Raw genomic sequence first — 16262 nt, 5'->3', positions numbered from 1 at the left:
CCGGTCGAGCGCCGCAAAGGGGCAGCGTTGCGCGATTGACGCCGTGCCTTGCGCCGCGTCCGACCAGTTTCTGATCAGACGTGAACGTAGGCCGCGAGCGTATCGGGCAACAGCGGTTTCAGTTCGAGCACGCCCTGCTCGGCATACGGCCGCAGCAGCGCCTTGCGCCAGAAGTCCTGCTGGGGCAGCTCGGTCAACCCGCCAAGAACGACGAGGATCAGCACCAGCACGACGCCTCGCACGAGGCCGAACATCATCCCGAGCGAACGGTCCACGCCTGACAATCCGCTCGCCTGCACCAGACGGCCGAGCAGCGCATTGCCCACGCCGGCCACGAGCACCACGCCAACGACGATCAGCGCGAAGGCGATCAGCCATTGAGTGAGCGCCCCGCCCGGCCACGTCGCCGGAATGAAGGGCACCACACGGTCCACGTAGCGGCAGGCCACGAGCAATGCCGCGATCCAGCCGATCAAACCAAAAATCTCGCCGATGAAGCCGCGCCACGCACCGCGCAGCGCCGACAGGCCCATCACCGCCATTACAGCGTAGTCGAATGCCGTGAACATGCGCGGCTTATTCCGCGTTGCTGTTCGAGCCGGCCATCAGCCCCGCGCCGCGCACCCTGGCGATCGCCGCAGTGGCCGAAGCGCGGTCCGGGAACGGCCCCGCGCGCAGCAGCGTGCGCGTGGTGCCGTCGGCTTCCTTGCGTTCTTCGGTATATGCGGGTACGCCCGCCGCTTTCAACTTCGCGACCCAGTTGCGCGCCGTGGCGCCGTTCGTATAGGCGCCGAGCTGCACCGCGAAACGCGCGCCCGGCGGCGCGGCCGGCGTGCCGGATTGAGCGCCCGCGCCCGCGCCGGTGTCGGCGTTGGCTTGCGTGGCGGTGCCGGTGGTGTCGGATGGGCCGCGCGACGCGGTGGCGGTGGCCGCCGGCGCGGTTGCGGGCTTGCCGGAGCGGGCCGTTTGCGCGGGTTGCGTCGATTGTGCCGATTGCGCGGATTGTGCCGGCTGCTCCGCTGCCGTGCCCTGCGAGGGCTTCGGCGCGACGGCGCCGGGCTTCCTGGCCTCGGCCGCTTGCGTGGACGTGGATGGAGACGTGGACGAAGCCGCCGTCAGCGCCGATGCGCCGGCCGTGTCCGCCGCGGGCGGATTGTCGGGCGCAACGCCCGCTTGGGTGTCCTCGTCGTGACGCGCCGCGACCTTGTCGGCCGGACGGCTCGGAATGTCGATGGCGATGTCGTCGGTAACGGGCTTCGGGTGCGAATCGAGCACCATCGGCAAAACCACGATGGCGGCGAGCACCAGCGCGATCGCGCCCACGAGGCGGCGGCGCGCGCGCTGCTTTTCGGGAAGCGTGGGATCGAGCAGCATGGCCTCGGCGTCGCCGGAACGGTCCGGGCGGCGACTGCGCCGCTCCACACGCGTGCTTTGGCTGCTCCGCCGGTTGGAGCCGGCTTCAGCGCCGCGCCGGCGAGGCGCCGCGTCGTCTTTCTTGCCGAACGAGAAAAGTCCCATGTATGGCTTGCTGTTGGCCTACCTGGCCTGTCTTGCGGGCGGCGTGCGGTGCCGGGCGGTCAGTGTTGCTGCGACTTTCGCCAGGCCATGACCCCGGCAACCGTCAGAAAACTTCCGAAAACAATAATTCTATCATTTTCAGTAGCACGTTTTAGCGCATCTTGAAACGCCGCCGCCGGACTTTCGTAACGCGTCACGCTGCTGTCGGGGCCGTCGCTCACGCCCGCCTCGCGCAGCCGGTCGTCGAGCTGCTGCGCCGTGGCCGCGCGCGGCAGCGGCAGATCGGTCACGCACCAGTGATCGACTTCGCCCTTCAGATGCTCGATCACCCCCGCGATGTCCTTGTCGCGCATCGCGCCGAACACGGCGTAGGTGTACGGGAAATAGCCCATGCTGCCGAGGTTTTGCGCGAGCACGGCGGCGGCGTGCGGATTATGGCCGACGTCGAGAATGATCGACGGCTTGCCCGGCAGCACCTGGAAGCGGCCCGGCAATTCGACGTTGGCGAGACCGAGGCGAATGTCCTGCGCCGAAACCGGCAGGCGGTCGCGCATCGCTTCCAGACCGGCGAGCGCCGCCGTGGTGTTGATGAGCTGATTCGCGCCGCGCAGCGCCGGATACGCGAGCGCCGAGCGCCGCATTGTCGGGCCGACGTAGCTCCATTGCTGACGCTCGCTGCCCGGCTGGCCTTCGTAGCGGAAATCGCGGCCAAAGAGCCATAGTTCGGCGCCGATCGCGTCCGCATGATCGACCAGCGACTGCGGCGCCACGGGATCGGCGCAAATCGCGGGCTTGCCCGCGCGGAAAATACCGGCCTTCTCGAAACCGATCTTTTCGCGCGTATCGCCCAGATATTCGGTGTGGTCGAGGTCGATGCTCGTGATGATCGCGCAGTCGGTGTCGAGCACGTTCACGGCGTCCAGACGCCCGCCCAGCCCCACTTCGAAGATCACCGCGTCCAGCCCGCGCGAGGCGAACCAATGCATGATCGCGAGCGTCGTGAACTCGAAATACGTGAGCGAAACCGGCGTCTCGAACGCGTTGCGCGCGGCTTCGACGGCTTCGAAATGCGGCAGCAGATCGGCGTCGCCGGCCTGCTCGCCGTCCACGCGCGCACGCTCGTTGAACGCGAGCAGATGCGGCGACGTGTGGCAGCCCACGTGATAGCCCGCTTTAAGCAGGATCGTTTCGAGAATCGCGCAGGTCGAGCCCTTTCCGTTCGTGCCGCCGACCGTGAAGATCGGGCACGCGAATTCGAGCTTGAGCGCGTCCTTCACCCGGCGGATGCGGTCGAGCCCCATGTCGATGCCGACCGGATGCGCGGTTTCGAGATGCGTGAGCCACGCGTCGAGAGTGGGAAAGGTGCTCATGGGCAAAATCGTCGGTGCTGCGTGTGAGACGCCGCCAGGGGCGGAGCGTTCACGCGAATGATCGGCTGCGAAAGAACGGCATTATCGCGGAAATGACAACGCGCCGCTTGCTTACGCTTGCGGCGCGTCGAGGTGCGCGATTTTTCGGCCGCGCCAGGCCGCGTGACGGCGCGGCGGTTACGCCACGGCGTCGGCGGGCTGGCGCTGGAGCAGCGCGAGCAATTGCGCGATTTCGTCGCGCAGCTTGCGGCGGTCCACGATCATGTCGATCGCGCCCTTTTGCAGCAGGAATTCGGCGCGCTGGAAGCCTTCCGGCAGCTTTTCGCGCACGGTTTGCTCGATCACGCGCGGGCCGGCGAAGCCGATCAGCGCCTTCGGCTCGGCGATCACGACGTCGCCGAGGAACGCGAAGCTCGCCGAAACCCCGCCCATCGTCGGATCGGTCAGCACGGAAATGAACGGCAGCCGGGCCTCGGAAAGCTTCGTGAGCATGGCCGTGGTCTTGGCCATCTGCATGAGCGACAGCAGGCTTTCCTGCATGCGCGCGCCGCCGGAAGCGGTGAAGCAGATGAACGGCACTTGCTGTTCGAGCGCCGTTTGCGCGCCGCGCGCGAAACGCTCGCCGACCACCGAGCCCATCGAGCCGCCCATGAACGAGAACTCGAAGTTGGCCACGACCACGGGCAGCGTGCGGATCGCGCCGCCCATCACCACCATGGCGTCGGTTTCGCCGGTTTCGTCCATCGCCTCTTTCAGGCGGTCCGGGTACTTGCGGCTGTCCTTGAACTTGAGGGCGTCGACAGGAATGATTTCCTGGCCGATTTCATAGCGGCCTTCCGCGTCGAGCAGACCGTCGAGGCGCTCGCGCGCGCCAATGCGCATGTGGTGATCGCACTTCGGGCAAACGTGAAGATTCGCCTCCACGTCGTTGCGGTACAGCACCGCCTCGCACGACGGGCACTTGATCCACAAGCCTTCCGGGATGCTTTTGCGGCTTTTCGGATCGGTTTGCTTGATCTTGGGCGGCAGCAGTTTATCGAGCCAGCTCATTGTGTTCCTTCCTTGACCTTCGGGATGCGCGGCGCGGCGCACGGGAACCGCCGGCCGGTAAAACCGACCGGGTTTCGACCCGCCCGCGCATGGCGAAAAGTGGATTTTACAGCAGTCTCAAACCGCGCCCGAATTTTCGTCGAGCGCCGTGCGAATACCGGCAATGAATTGCATGAGCACGTCCGCTGCCGTGTCGGGCGGCGTTTGTTCGAGCAATTGCACGAGACGGCTGCCGATCACCACGGCGTCGGCGACCTGCGCCACGGCGGCGGCCGTTTGCGCGTCGCGAATGCCGAAGCCGACGCCCACCGGCAACGAGACATGCTCCTTGATGGCCGGAATTCTACCCGCGATGCTCGCCACGTCGAGATTCGCCGCGCCGGTCACGCCCTTGAGCGAGACGTAATAGACGTAGCCGCTCGCCGCCCGCGCGACGGCCGCGATGCGCGCGTCCGTGGAAGTGGGCGCGAGCAGGAAGATCGGGTCGATGCCGGCCGCCTGCATCCGGGTCGCGAATTCCGTCGATTCCTCGGGCGGATAGTCGACCACGAGCACGCCGTCCACCCCCGCCTCTTTCGCAGCGGCGGCGAACGCGTCGGCGCCCATGCGCTCGATGGGGTTCGCGTAGCCCATCAGCACGACCGGCGTCTTGTTGTCGGTTTCGCGAAAGCGCTTGACGTCGGCGAGCACGCTCTTGAGCGTCACGCCCTTCGCGAGCGCGCGCTCGGACGACTGCTGGATCACCGGGCCGTCGGCCATCGGGTCCGAAAACGGCACGCCGAGTTCGATCACGTCGGCGCCGCCCGCCGCCAGCGCGTGCATGAATTCGACGGTGCGCGCGGGATCGGGATCGCCTGCCGTGATGAACGGGATCAGACCTTTCTTGCCTTCGGCGGCGAGCGCCGCAAACGTGTTCTTGATACGGGACATGATGTGAGTCCTCAACTTTTTACGGTGCTGCGCGAAGGAGCCGCGCGTCGCGGGCGGCGTGTCAGACGCCTGCCTCGACAGACGGTGCGGACGGTGCGGCGCCCGTGTCCGCGGCGGCTGCCGGTATTGCCGACGCCGCCGCGCTCACGCGTTCGCGCGCAATCGCGCAGTAACTTTCGTTAATTTCATAGCCGACGAATTCGCGCTGCTGACGCGCGCAAGCGACTGCCGTGGTGCCGCTGCCCATGAACGGGTCCAGCACGCGGCCGCCCGGCGGGCAGCTCGCGAGCACCATGCGCTCGACGATTTCCAGCGGCTTCTGGGTGGGATGATCCACGCGCTCCGCATGCTGACGGTGCAGCCGCGAAACGGACCAGACGTCCTTGGGGTTGTAGCCGAGTTCGAGCCACTTGCTGCCTTCGAACAACTTGCGCGAACGCGCCTTCTTCGTGACGGCATCGTACGGAATGCGGACGGGATCGAGATCGAAGTAATAGTCCTTCGAAACCGCGAAGAAACCGATGTTGTCATGCACGGACGTGAACCGGCGCGTCGTTCCGCCCATGCTGGGCACGCGACGATCCCAGACGATCTCGTTGATCATCGTGAGTTTCGACTTGAGATAGACGAAGATTTCGGGCGCGTACTGCCACGTGCAAAACACGTAAAGCGAGCCGCTTGCCTTGAGCTTCGGTATCGCGAGGTCGAGCCATTCGTAGGTCCAGGCGAGAAAATTTTCGCCGGAGCGCATGTCGGAGTCGTTGCCGTAGTCCTTGCCGAGCCCATAAGGCGGATCGGCGACGATCAGGTCGATCGAGGCATCGGGCAAATTCGCCGCATCGGTCAGAAAATCGCGGTTCAGGAGCCGGATGCTTTCCGGCACGACCGGCACCAACGGCGGCACGGCAGCCGGAATATCGGCTTCCGCGTCGCCCAGCGGCGCCGGCGCAAGCGGCTCGTCGAACTCGTCACGCATTGCTCGTGTCGCTCCGGGCGCTCAGAACTGAATGCCCGATCGCTCGGCGACCGTGTGCATGTCCTTGTCGCCGCGCCCCGAGAGGTTCACCAGCAGAACCTTGTCCCTGGGCAACGAGGGCGCGAGCTTCGCCGCGTGCGCGAGCGCGTGGCTCGACTCCAGCGCGGGGATGATGCCTTCGATGCGGCAGCAGTCGTGGAACGCCTTGAGCGCTTCCTCGTCGTCGATGGTCACGTATTGCGCGCGGCCGCTGTCCTTGAGCCACGCGTGCTCCGGACCCACGCCGGGATAGTCGAGACCCGCCGAAACCGAATGCGTCTCGATGATCTGGCCGTTCTCGTCTTGCAGCAGATAGGTGCGGTTGCCGTGCAGCACGCCCGGCGTGCCCGCCGCGAGCGAGGCCGCATGACGGCCCGTTTCCATGCCGTCGCCCGCCGGCTCCACGCCGATCAACTGCACGGCATCGTCGTCGATATAGGGATAAAAGATGCCCATTGCGTTCGATCCGCCGCCAACGCACGCGATCACGGCATCCGGCTGGCGACCGGCGATTTCGGGCATCTGCACGCGGCATTCGTCGCCGATCACGCGCTGGAAGTCGCGCACCATCATCGGATACGGATGCGGGCCCGCCACGGTGCCGATGATGTAGAAGGTGTTTTCGACGTTCGTCACCCAGTCGCGCATGGCTTCGTTGAGCGCGTCCTTGAGCGTGCGCGAACCCGACTCCACCGGCACGACCGTCGCGCCCAGCAGCTTCATGCGATAGACGTTGGCGGCCTGGCGGCGCACGTCTTCCGCGCCCATGTAGACCACGCATTCCATGCCGAAGCGCGCGGCGATGGTGGCCGTGGCCACGCCGTGCTGACCCGCGCCCGTTTCGGCGATCACGCGCGGCTTGCCCATGCGTTTCGCGAGCAGCGCCTGGCCGATCACGTTGTTCACCTTGTGCGCGCCCGTGTGGTTCAGGTCCTCGCGCTTGAGGTAAATCTGCGCACCGCCGAGCAGTTCGCTCCAGCGTTGCGCGTGATACACCGGCGACGGACGGCCGACGAAATGCTTCAGCTCGCGCTGATATTCGGCGACAAATTCGGGATCGTCCTTGTATTTCGCGTAGGCCTCGCGCAGTTCGTCGATGGCCTGCATGAGAGTTTCGGCCGCGAACACGCCGCCATATTGGCCAAAATGGCCACGTTCATCGGGTAAGTTGTACATAGTCACTCGCTTGGCCGGCATTGAATCACTCGCGTTGCACGAGTTCTGCCAGCACGGAAAATTATCCCGCGTCCGCCTCGCGCACCGCGCGTACGAACGCCGCCATGCGGGCGTGATCCTTCACGCCCTTGGCGCCCGGCGCTTCGATGCCGCTGGAGACATCGACCGCGAACGGGCGCACCCGGCGAATCGCCTCATTGACGTTTTGCGCGTTCAAGCCACCACTCAAAACGGCCCGACGCGCGAGACCTGCGGGAATAAGTGACCAATCGAAGACCTTTCCGCCGCCGCCGTAGCCTTCGACATGCGTGTCGAACAAAAGCCCGGAAGCCGATGAATAACGATTTGCCGATTCTACCAAATCGGCTTGACGAGTATCGGCCGCCACTCGCAGCGCGCGCAACCAGGGCAAACCGGCAACGGCCGCGAGCGCTTCGCACTGCTCGGGGGTTTCGTCGCCGTGAAATTGCAGCATCGTGAGCGGAACGCTGTCCGTGACTTCGACGATCCACTCGGCCGTGGCGTTGACGAACAGGCCGACGACCGAAACGAACGGCGCGATCTCGCGCGTCAGTTCCACGGCCCGCGCCACGTTCACGGAACGCGGGCTGGGCGGATAAAACACGAGGCCGATCGCGTCCGCGCCCAGGTCGATCGCGTGGGAAACCGCTTCGGGCGTTGAAAGCCCGCACAGCTTGATGCGTGTGCGATGCGCGGCGTTGGAATCAGTTAGCGTCATGTTGGCGGAGACTTCGGGTCATGCAGGCGGAATGGCCGGAGCATCGGGAGCCTGCGGCGTATCGGTCCAGATCGCGCTCCAGGGCACGCTGGCCGTATGCGGCGCGGGCACCGCGAACTCGTCAGGATAGCCCACTTCGGCGAGATAGAGGCCGTCGGGCATGAACGTGGGCGCAGCCTTCGTGCGGTCGCGGCCCGCCAGCACCTCGTCCATCCACGGCGACGGATAGCGCCCGCGCCCCACGGCCACGAGGCAGCCCATGAGGTTGCGCACCATGTGATGCAGGAAGGCATTGGCGCGAAAGCGGAAATGGATGAAGTCGCCTTGCGGGCGAATGTCGATCTGGTAAAGATGCTTGACCGGCGTTTTCGACTGACATTCGGACGAACGGAACGCCGAAAAATCATGCTCCCCGATCAAATGCGCCGCCGCCTCGCGCATGGCATCGACATCGAGCGGCGTATGAATCCAGCCCGCGCGGCCCGCCAGCATGGGCGAACGCACCGGATGCACGTAAAGCACGTAGTAATACGTGCGCTCGAACGCCGCGAAACGCGCGTGAAACGTCTCGGGCATCGGCTTCGCCCACTGCACGGCCACCGTCGAAGGCAAGAACGCATTCGTGCCGCGCACCCACGAGAACGGCGTGCGGTCGAGATCGGTGTCGAAATGGACGACCTGGCCGAGTCCATGCACGCCCGTGTCGGTGCGGCCGGCAACGACGGTTTGCAGCGGCACGCACGCGAATTCGCGCAGCGCGCGTTCGAGCCGGTCCTGCACCGTCTTGCCGTGCGGCTGCGATTGCCAGCCGCAGAAGGCGGCGCCGTCGTACTGGATTCCTAGCGCGATACGCATTGAGCGGGCGGCAACCGGCGTCAAGAGAGCGGCGCGAGCGTCGACAGCAGCGCCTGCGCGTCGGCGCGCGTGGCGTGGTCGTTCGACTCGATCACTTCGTTGATGAGCGAGCGAGCGCCCGAAACGTCGCCGAGCGCGATGTACTCTTGCGCCAAATCAAGCTTGTTGCGGGCGATGCGCGTGAGCTGCTCCGGCGTGAACACGGGCAGCGGTTCGGCCGACTCGGGCGGCAAGTCGAGATCGAAGTCGAGCGTGAGCGCACCGAAACGCGGCGCGCCCAACCCGGCGAGCGCACCCGCGCCGATCAGACCGGCTTCGATCGCCTCGCCCGCGAACGGCGCGGGCGGCGCCTCGAACGGCGACGCGGGCCGCCCGGTTGCGTCCGGCGGCGTGAGCGGTTGGCTGGCAAGCGAGGGCGCCGGCGCGACGGGGTCGCTCACGCGCGGCGGCAGCGGCAGGCCGATATCGCCTAGCGCTTCCACGGCATCGCGCGGGAATTGGGCCGGTACATCAACGTAATTCATGTCTTCTACAGGAGCTGCGGGCGCTGCGGAGCGTGCGGTTTCCGTCGGCGAGGCAGGCGGCTGCGGCAAGGCTTCGGGTTCGGCTGGCGGCTGCGGCGCGGGTGCGTGCGCTGACGCGGGGCGCGGAGTTTGCCCCAGATCGTCGCCAAAGTCGAGGGTCAGGTCGGGCGCGGCCCTCGCGGGCGACGGCGCAAGCGGCTCGGGCGCTTCGGTGCGCGGCGCGGGCGGCGGCGTCTCGTGCGTCATGCTTTCGGGCGGCAGCGCCGCCGCGCCGAGTTCGGCGGCTGCCGCAACGCTCGCGGCTTCCGTGGCGTCGCGCAGCGTTTCGGCTTCGTGCAATCCGCGGGATTCGTGCGAATCGTGAGCGGAATGCGCGGCGGGCGCGGCGCGATCCTCGGTTTCGGCGGCGGGCGTGGGCGCTTCGGCGACCGGATGCAGCGGCTCGGTCAACGTGGGCGGCAAAGCTTCGGCACCGAGCGAGGCCGCGGCCTGGAGGCTCGCGGCTTCGCTCGCGCGGGCAAGCGTTTCATCGCGATGCGGCGCCTCGGCGCGCGCTTGCGCTTCGGCGGCCGGGGCGGGCGCGAGCGGTTCGCGCGGGTCCGGCGCGGCTTCGGTTGCGGGCGGATGCCGCGCGTCGTCTCGCGCCTTGAGTTCGGGCTCGGCCACGGCGGCCGCCGGCGGCATGTTCGCGTGGTCGTCGGCGGCTTGCGGGGGCTTCCGGCGGCGCGTCAACAAACCGACGATCACGGCGATCAACGCGACGAGCACCGCCACGACGATGCCCCACGTCACCGGCGAAACGTCGGTCGAGGCGTCGGCTGCGTTGGTCCGGGCCGTTGCCGTTTGTGCGGGCGCCGCGCCCGGCCCCGCCGACGCGCCGTTCGCGCCCGCAACGTGAGCCGCTTGATCCGGCTTGCCGATGCCGTGCTGCTGCAACGCCATCAGCACGCGATTTTTCAGCGCAAGCAATTGCTGGAGACTCGACGCATGCACCGGCGCGGACGCGCCCGCCGACGTGGCCGCCGAAGCCGGGGTGGAAGCGGACGCCTGGACCGCGCCGCTGTAGACGTGCGAATCGCTTGCAGCGGCACTCGCAGCCGCCGCGCTGGCCGCCGTGGCCGCAGCGCTCGATGCCGCATCGCTGGCCGCCGTGGAGGGCGCCGAAGCCGCTGCCGAAACGGCCTGTGCCGCGCTGGCTCCGTTCGCGGCATTCGCCGCTGCGTTGGCCGAGCTAGCGCTTGCCGCCGCCGTATTTGCCGCCGCCGTCGCCGCGTTTGCCGCAGCAGCAGCCGCGCTGGCCTGCCCCGCCGCATTGGACGCCGCCGCAGCCGCGCCGGCCGTGGGCGCGGAAACCGGAGCGGCCGCGTTGGGCGCCGAAGCCGCCGTCACGCCCGAGGCCGCGCTCGACAAATCGGGCACCGACGGCACGTTCAGCACCGCGCCCGCGCGCAACAGACTCGGGTCGTGCCGGTTGAACGCCTGCGGATTGGCCTCGAACAGCGCGGACGCCATGCGCGTCAGCGCCGCCTTGTCGTGCGATTGCGTGAGATCCACGGCCACGTCGTGCAGCGACTGACCCGGACGAATGGAATATTGTCCGACGATATTTGCCGTCGCCGCCGTGGCCGCCGTGCCCGAACCCGCAGCCGCAGTGCCCGCGGACGGCGCGCTCGCGCCTTGCGCCGCAGCGAAGCCGCTCATCAGGAAGCACGCCGCCGCAAAGGCGGTACGCATTGCGCGGTGCGGTTGCGCGAAAGGGGCGCGCTTGGCGCGAGGCGCGGAAGCCGCGCTATCGAATCGTACGATCATCAGATGCCCTGGCATGCCGCTTCCTGCGGCAGTCGATCAAACGTTGGCTCGCTTGGGTGCATTGCAATGCGGATCGCAATAAATAAAAAAGCGCCGCGGCTGGCGCGGCGCTTTTAACCCGTCTTACGCGTCATCAGGCGCGTAGTTTAAAGCAATCACTTGTCGAGCAGAATGCGCAGCATGCGACGCAGCGGCTCCGCGGCACCCCACAATAGCTGATCGCCCACGGTGAACGCCGACAGATATTCGCCGCCCATCGCCAACTTGCGCAGACGGCCCACCGGCACCGAAAGCGTGCCCGTCACCACGGCGGGCGACAGATCGCGCATCGACGCTTCGCGCTGGTTCGGCACGACCTTCACCCAGTCGTTGGCCGACGCGAGAATGCCGTCGATCTCGTCGAGCGGCACGTCCTTCTTCAGCTTGATCGTGAGCGCCTGCGAGTGGCAGCGCATCGCGCCGATGCGCACGCACAGGCCGTCGACGGGAATCGAACCCGGCTGGCCCATGGCGGGCTTGCCCAGGATCTTGTTGGTTTCCGCGCCGCCCTTCCACTCTTCCTTCGACATGCCGTTGCCGAGGTCCTTGTCGATCCACGGAATCAGCGAACCCGCGAGCGGCACGCCGAAGTGCTCCGTGGGCATGGCGTCGCTGTTCATCGTGGCGAGCACCTTGCGGTCGATGTCGAGGATCGCCGACGAAGGATTCGCCAGATCGCTCGCCACCGAGGCGTGGAGCGCGCCCATCTGCGAAAGCAGTTCGCGCATGTTCTGCGCGCCCGCGCCCGAAGCGGCCTGATACGTCATGGCCGTCATCCAGTCGACGAGGTTTTCGCGGAACAGGCCGCCAAGCGCCATCAGCATGAGGCTGACCGTGCAGTTGCCGCCGACGAAGTCCTTTTGCCCCTTGACCAGCGCGTCCTTGATGACGTTCAGATTGACCGGATCGAGGATGATGACGGCGTCGTCCTTCATGCGCAGCGCCGAGGCCGCGTCGATCCAGTAGCCGTTCCAGCCTGCCGCGCGCAGCTTCGGATACACCTCGTTGGTGTAGTCGCCGCCCTGGCACGTGATGATGATGTCGCACTTCTTGAGCTCGTCGACGCTGTTCGCGTCCTTGAGCTTCGTCTCGTTTTTGGCGAACGACGGAGCCGCGCCGCCGGCATTGCTGGTGCTGAAAAACACCGGTTCGATCAGGTCGAAATCACGTTCTTCCTGCATGCGCTGCATCAGCACGCTGCCGACCATGCCGCGCCAACCTACGAGACCTACATTCATGACTAACCCTTGAGATGGACACACTTCCCCGCTTCGCTCGCCCGGCGTGGCCGCGCGGGGAAGATGAGCGGGCACGACGAGCGATCAACGAATGGTGATCGTTTTGGTAATCGCTTTCGTGCTAATTGTGGTGATGGCGAGCGAAATCGCACGGGCCGTTTCGCCGTGGAAATTCGCAATCGTCATGATCGGGGAGATCGTCGCCATTGAAGCAATATACACGAAAATCCTGAATTCTTGCCGGAGGCCCGGCGTTTCCGCTATTTACGACACGCTCGCGCCGCCTCGCCGCGACCGCTTTTGCATCGACATAAGCCGCAAAAAAGGGCGCATTTCGATGGGCGCGCTTTGAAGTGCCATCGCGAAGGGCGCGCTTCGACGGCGCGCCCTTGCGCGCTCGCCTTACTGAAGCGCCGCGACCACCGCGTCGCCCATTTCCACCGTGCCCACGCGCTTGCAGTCGGGCGTAATGATGTCGGCGGTGCGATAGCCCTGCTCCAGCACCTTCTTCACCGCGGCTTCTATGCGGTCGGCCTGTTCCTCGCGGCCGAGCGAATAACGCAGCATCATCGCGGCCGAAAGGATCGTGGCGAGCGGATTGGCAACGCCCTTGCCCGCGATATCCGGCGCCGAACCGTGCGACGGCTCGTACAAGCCCTTGTTGTTCTTGTCGAGCGAGGCCGAAGGCAGCATGCCGATCGAGCCCGTGAGCATCGCGGCTTCGTCCGAAAGAATGTCGCCGAACATGTTGCCCGTGACCACCACGTCGAACGCCTTGGGCGCCTTCACGAGCTGCATGGCCGCATTGTCCACGTACATGTGCGAGAGCTCGACCTCGGGATATTCCTTCGCGACGTCGATCATGATGTCCTTCCAGAACTGCGACGTCTCGAGCACGTTGGCCTTGTCGACCGAGGTGAGCTTCTTCTGGCGCTTTTGCGCGGCCTGGAAAGCGACGTGCGCGATGCGGCGCACTTCGGGTTCCGAGTAGCGCATGGTGTCGAAGCCTTCGCGCGCGCCCTTGAACAAGCCGTCCGGCGCTTCGCGCGTGCCGCGCGGCTGGCCGAAGTAGATGTCGCCGTTCAGTTCGCGCACGATCAGAATGTCGAGGCCCGAAACGATTTCCGGCTTGAGCGACGAGGCGCCCGTAAGCTGCGGGTAGCAGATCGCCGGACGGAAGTTCGCGAAAAGCTCAAGATGCTTGCGCAGGCCCAGAATGGCCTGCTCGGGGCGCAGCGCGCGTTCGAGCGAGTCGTACTTCCAGTCGCCCACGGCGCCGAACAGGATCGCGTCGGCGGCCTTCGCCAGCGCGAGCGTGGCTTCGGGCAGCGGGTGACCGCTCGCCTCGTAGCCCGCGCCGCCAACCGGCGCCTCTTCGAGTTCGAACTTTTCGCCGAGTGCGTGAAGCACCTTGACGGCTTCCTTGACGATCTCGGGACCAATGCCGTCGCCCGGCAGCACTGCAATCTTCATCCTGTGATTCCTCGCTCTGTTTCGGTTGGCGTTCTTAGAGGACGCGGTTGTTCAGCCACGGCTGGCGCACGAGGCGCTCGGCTTCGTATTGCCGGATCTTGTCGGCGTGACGCAGCGTGAGGCCGATGTCGTCGAAACCGTTCAAGAGGCAATAGCGGCGGAACGCGGCCACTTCGAACGGATACTCCTTCGCGCCGTCGGTCGTGCGCACGACCTGCTTGTCGAGATCGACCGTCAACTGGAAACCGTTGAACGCGTAGGTTTCGTTGAACAGATGATCGACGTCCGACTCGCTCAGCACGATCGGCAGCAAGCCGTTCTTGAAGCAGTTGTTATAGAAAATATCCGCGAAGCTCGGCGCGATGATGGCGCGAAAGCCGTACTGGTCGAGCGCCCACGGCGCGTGTTCGCGCGAGCTGCCGCAGCCGAAGTTCTTGCGCGTGAGCAGCACCGAAGCGCCTTGATAGCGCGGCTGGTTCAGCACGAAGTCGGGGTTGAGCGGACGCTTCGAGTTGTCCTGGCCCGGCTCGCCGTGATCCAGATAACGCCATTCGTCGAACGCGTTCGGGCCGAAACCCGTGCGCTTGATCGACTTGAGGAATTGCTTGGGGATGATCGCGTCGGTGTCCACGTTCTCGCGATCGAGCGGCGCGACGAGGCCGGTGTGTACGATGAATTTTTCCATGATCCGTGATCCTGATGGATGGCTGCTGGATGCCTGAAAGACGCAACGGGCGCCGCGCTTAGAGCGCGTGCTGCACCGTGCGCGCCGAGCTGCTGATGTCCTGGCCGAAGCCGGCCACCGTGTTGCAGCCCGACAGGGCGGCGAGCGCGCCCGACAGCGTCAGCAACGCCAGCAAACGGACGCCTGCGCGGCCAATCACACTAGTCTTCATAGCCTTACCCCAGCTTGCGAATATCGACGAAATGGCCTTCGATGGCCGCCGCGGCCGCCATGGCCGGGCTCACCAGGTGCGTGCGGCCGCCCGCGCCTTGACGCCCTTCGAAATTGCGGTTGGACGTGGACGCGCAGCGCTCGCCCGGATCGAGCCGGTCGGCGTTCATGGCGAGACACATCGAGCAGCCGGGCTCGCGCCATTCGAAGCCCGCGTCGGTGAATACCTTGTCGAGACCTTCGCGCTCGGCTTGCGCCTTCACGAGGCCCGAGCCCGGCACGACCATCGCCAGACGGATGTTGGACGCCACGCGGCGGCCGAGCTTCTTCACCACGTAGGCAGCGGCGCGCAGGTCTTCGATGCGCGCGTTCGTACACGAGCCCACGAAAATCTTGTCGAGCTTGATCGACTCGATGGGCGTGTTCGGTTCGAGCGCCATGTATTGCAGCGCGCGTTCCATCGCGTCGCGCTTGACCGGGTCCTTCTCGCGCTCGGGGTCCGGCACGCGGCTGTCCACGGCCGTGACCATTTCCGGCGACGTGCCCCACGTGACTTGCGGCACGATGTCGGCGGCGGAAAGCTCGATCACGCGGTCGAAGTGCGCGCCTTCGTCGCTGCGGAAACCCTTCCAGTACTCCACGGCCTGATCCCACTCCGCGCCTTGCGGCGAGAACGGACGGCCCTTGAGATAGTCGATGGTGGTGTCGTCCACCGCGACCATGCCCGCACGCGCGCCGCCTTCGATCGCCATGTTGCACACGGTCATGCGGCCTTCCATCGTGAGGCCGCGGATCATCGAGCCGCCGAACTCCATGGCGTAGCCCGTGCCGCCCGCCGTGCCGATCTTGCCGATGATGGCGAGCACGATGTCCTTCGCGGTGCAGCCGCGCGGCAGCGTGCCCTCGACCTTCACGAGCATGTTCTTGCTCTTCTTTTGCAGCAGCGTTTGCGTGGCCAGCACGTGCTCGACTTCCGAGGTGCCGATGCCGTGCGCAAGCGCGCCGAACGCACCGTGCGTGGACGTATGCGAGTCGCCGCAGACGATGGTCATGCCGGGCAGCGTCGCGCCCTGCTCCGGACCGACGATATGCACGATGCCCTGACGCTGGTCGTTCATCTTGAACTGCGTGATTCCGTACGAATCGCAGTTCGAATCGAGCGTGTCCACTTGCAGCTTCGAGACCGGGTCGGCGATACCGTGCGTGCGGTCGGTGGTGGGCACGTTGTGGTCGGACACCGCGAGGTTCGCGCTGATGCGCCACACCGGGCGCTCGTGCAGCTTCAGCCCTTCGAACGCCTGCGGGCTGGTGACTTCGTGCAGCAGATGGCGGTCGATATACAGGAGCGTCGTGCCGTCGTCTTCCGTGTGGACCACATGCGAGTCCCACAATTTGTCGTAGAGCGTCTTTGCCATGATATGCGGGGAGGTTTTGACTGCGGGGCAATACGAGGTGTTGGCGCGATACGTCGTTGCACGGGCATCGCGGCGTGGAACGATTATGCCATGCAGCGCCCCTCGCTTGCCGAACAGCCCGCGAAAAAAGCGATAAAAAACAGTGAGTTGGGTGGTAGTAGCGATACCTGTATCCGTCCTACCCCGTCGTTTCGCGGACCGTTTCCCGGCGCGCAA

The 16262-nt window shown here is 66.1% G+C and carries 16 protein-coding genes; 1 reads left to right on the top strand and 15 read right to left on the bottom strand.

Annotation, left to right across the window (positions count from 1 at the left end):
• Positions 1–74: 74 nt before the first annotated feature.
• The 11 genes from U5805_RS16820 to asd form a co-directional block, all read right to left on the bottom strand.
• Positions 75–569: a CvpA family protein gene (locus U5805_RS16820; protein ID WP_322104618.1), complete on the bottom strand. Its 495-nt coding sequence runs from the start codon at positions 567–569 to the stop codon at positions 75–77.
• A gap of 7 nt (positions 570–576) precedes the next feature.
• Positions 577–1518 carry an SPOR domain-containing protein gene (locus U5805_RS16815; RefSeq protein ID WP_322104617.1) on the bottom strand — a complete coding sequence of 314 codons (942 nt, stop codon included), beginning with the start codon at positions 1516–1518 and terminating at the stop codon, positions 577–579.
• 59 nt (positions 1519–1577) lie between these two features.
• Positions 1578–2888, bottom strand: a complete 1311-nt coding sequence (folC, locus tag U5805_RS16810) for a bifunctional tetrahydrofolate synthase/dihydrofolate synthase (RefSeq protein ID WP_322104616.1) — start codon at positions 2886–2888, stop codon at positions 1578–1580.
• A gap of 177 nt (positions 2889–3065) precedes the next feature.
• Complete coding sequence (gene accD, locus U5805_RS16805; protein WP_322104615.1) at positions 3066–3938, bottom strand: acetyl-CoA carboxylase, carboxyltransferase subunit beta; 873 nt, start codon at positions 3936–3938, stop codon at positions 3066–3068.
• A 117-nt stretch (positions 3939–4055) separates the two neighbouring features.
• Positions 4056–4868: a tryptophan synthase subunit alpha gene (gene trpA / locus U5805_RS16800; RefSeq protein ID WP_322104614.1), complete on the bottom strand. Its 813-nt coding sequence runs from the start codon at positions 4866–4868 to the stop codon at positions 4056–4058.
• 61 nt (positions 4869–4929) lie between these two features.
• On the bottom strand, positions 4930–5844 hold the full coding sequence (locus U5805_RS16795; RefSeq protein WP_322104613.1) for a site-specific DNA-methyltransferase: 915 nt from the start codon (positions 5842–5844) through the stop codon (positions 4930–4932).
• A gap of 21 nt (positions 5845–5865) precedes the next feature.
• Positions 5866–7059: a tryptophan synthase subunit beta gene (trpB, locus tag U5805_RS16790; RefSeq protein WP_322104612.1), complete on the bottom strand. Its 1194-nt coding sequence runs from the start codon at positions 7057–7059 to the stop codon at positions 5866–5868.
• Between the two features lie 61 nt (positions 7060–7120).
• A complete protein-coding gene (locus U5805_RS16785) occupies positions 7121–7798 on the bottom strand; it encodes a phosphoribosylanthranilate isomerase (protein WP_322104611.1) in 678 nt (225 codons plus the stop codon).
• Positions 7799–7816: 18 nt separating this feature from the next.
• A complete protein-coding gene (gene truA, locus U5805_RS16780; protein ID WP_322104610.1) occupies positions 7817–8653 on the bottom strand; it encodes a tRNA pseudouridine(38-40) synthase TruA in 837 nt (278 codons plus the stop codon).
• 20 nt (positions 8654–8673) lie between these two features.
• Positions 8674–10911, bottom strand: a complete 2238-nt coding sequence (locus tag U5805_RS16775; protein WP_322104609.1) for a FimV/HubP family polar landmark protein — start codon at positions 10909–10911, stop codon at positions 8674–8676.
• A gap of 230 nt (positions 10912–11141) precedes the next feature.
• Positions 11142–12263 carry an aspartate-semialdehyde dehydrogenase gene (asd, locus tag U5805_RS16770; protein ID WP_322104608.1) on the bottom strand — a complete coding sequence of 374 codons (1122 nt, stop codon included), beginning with the start codon at positions 12261–12263 and terminating at the stop codon, positions 11142–11144.
• A 91-nt stretch (positions 12264–12354) separates the two neighbouring features.
• Between asd and U5805_RS16765 the strand changes: the two genes are divergently transcribed.
• On the top strand, positions 12355–12615 hold the full coding sequence (locus U5805_RS16765; RefSeq protein ID WP_322104607.1) for a hypothetical protein: 261 nt from the start codon (positions 12355–12357) through the stop codon (positions 12613–12615).
• 50 nt (positions 12616–12665) lie between these two features.
• On the opposite strand, the gene leuB is transcribed toward U5805_RS16765, so the two are convergent.
• The 4 genes from leuB to leuC are packed head-to-tail and all read right to left on the bottom strand — an operon-like array spanning position 12666 to position 16046.
• On the bottom strand, positions 12666–13736 hold the full coding sequence (gene leuB, locus U5805_RS16760) for a 3-isopropylmalate dehydrogenase (RefSeq protein ID WP_322104606.1): 1071 nt from the start codon (positions 13734–13736) through the stop codon (positions 12666–12668).
• A 34-nt stretch (positions 13737–13770) separates the two neighbouring features.
• Positions 13771–14421: a 3-isopropylmalate dehydratase small subunit gene (leuD, locus tag U5805_RS16755; RefSeq protein WP_322104605.1), complete on the bottom strand. Its 651-nt coding sequence runs from the start codon at positions 14419–14421 to the stop codon at positions 13771–13773.
• Between the two features lie 58 nt (positions 14422–14479).
• Positions 14480–14632 (bottom strand): hypothetical protein, encoded by a 153-nt coding sequence (locus tag U5805_RS16750; protein WP_322104604.1) that lies wholly within the window; start codon positions 14630–14632, stop codon positions 14480–14482.
• Positions 14633–14636: 4 nt separating this feature from the next.
• Positions 14637–16046 (bottom strand): 3-isopropylmalate dehydratase large subunit, encoded by a 1410-nt coding sequence (gene leuC / locus U5805_RS16745; protein WP_322104603.1) that lies wholly within the window; start codon positions 16044–16046, stop codon positions 14637–14639.
• Between the last annotated feature and the right edge of the window lie 216 nt (positions 16047–16262).

Source organism: Paraburkholderia sp. J41 (assembly GCF_905220235.1).
Classification (GTDB): domain Bacteria; phylum Pseudomonadota; class Gammaproteobacteria; order Burkholderiales; family Burkholderiaceae; genus Paraburkholderia.
This window is presented reverse-complemented; position numbering and strand designations above follow the sequence as displayed.

Bases quoted from the DNA above. Each gene is read 5' to 3' on its own strand.
- leuB (WP_322104606.1), bottom strand. From the start codon at position 13,736: ATGAAGATTGCAGTGCTGCCGGGCGACGGCATTGGTCCCGAGATCGTC.
- folC (WP_322104616.1), bottom strand. From the start codon at position 2,888: ATGAGCACCTTTCCCACTCTCGACGCGTGGCTCACGCATCTCGAAACC.
- asd (WP_322104608.1), bottom strand. From the start codon at position 12,263: ATGAATGTAGGTCTCGTAGGTTGGCGCGGCATGGTCGGCAGCGTGCTG.
- U5805_RS16795 (WP_322104613.1), bottom strand. From the start codon at position 5,844: ATGCGTGACGAGTTCGACGAGCCGCTTGCGCCGGCGCCGCTGGGCGAC.
- leuD (WP_322104605.1), bottom strand. From the start codon at position 14,421: ATGGAAAAATTCATCGTACACACCGGCCTCGTCGCGCCGCTCGATCGC.
- trpA (WP_322104614.1), bottom strand. From the start codon at position 4,868: ATGTCCCGTATCAAGAACACGTTTGCGGCGCTCGCCGCCGAAGGCAAG.
- U5805_RS16785 (WP_322104611.1), bottom strand. From the start codon at position 7,798: ATGACGCTAACTGATTCCAACGCCGCGCATCGCACACGCATCAAGCTG.
- U5805_RS16765 (WP_322104607.1), top strand. From the start codon at position 12,355: ATGGTGATCGTTTTGGTAATCGCTTTCGTGCTAATTGTGGTGATGGCG.
- U5805_RS16815 (WP_322104617.1), bottom strand. From the start codon at position 1,518: ATGGGACTTTTCTCGTTCGGCAAGAAAGACGACGCGGCGCCTCGCCGG.
- U5805_RS16775 (WP_322104609.1), bottom strand. From the start codon at position 10,911: ATGCGTACCGCCTTTGCGGCGGCGTGCTTCCTGATGAGCGGCTTCGCT.
- truA (WP_322104610.1), bottom strand. From the start codon at position 8,653: ATGCGTATCGCGCTAGGAATCCAGTACGACGGCGCCGCCTTCTGCGGC.
- U5805_RS16820 (WP_322104618.1), bottom strand. From the start codon at position 569: ATGTTCACGGCATTCGACTACGCTGTAATGGCGGTGATGGGCCTGTCG.
- accD (WP_322104615.1), bottom strand. From the start codon at position 3,938: ATGAGCTGGCTCGATAAACTGCTGCCGCCCAAGATCAAGCAAACCGAT.
- leuC (WP_322104603.1), bottom strand. From the start codon at position 16,046: ATGGCAAAGACGCTCTACGACAAATTGTGGGACTCGCATGTGGTCCAC.
- trpB (WP_322104612.1), bottom strand. From the start codon at position 7,059: ATGTACAACTTACCCGATGAACGTGGCCATTTTGGCCAATATGGCGGC.
- U5805_RS16750 (WP_322104604.1), bottom strand. From the start codon at position 14,632: ATGAAGACTAGTGTGATTGGCCGCGCAGGCGTCCGTTTGCTGGCGTTG.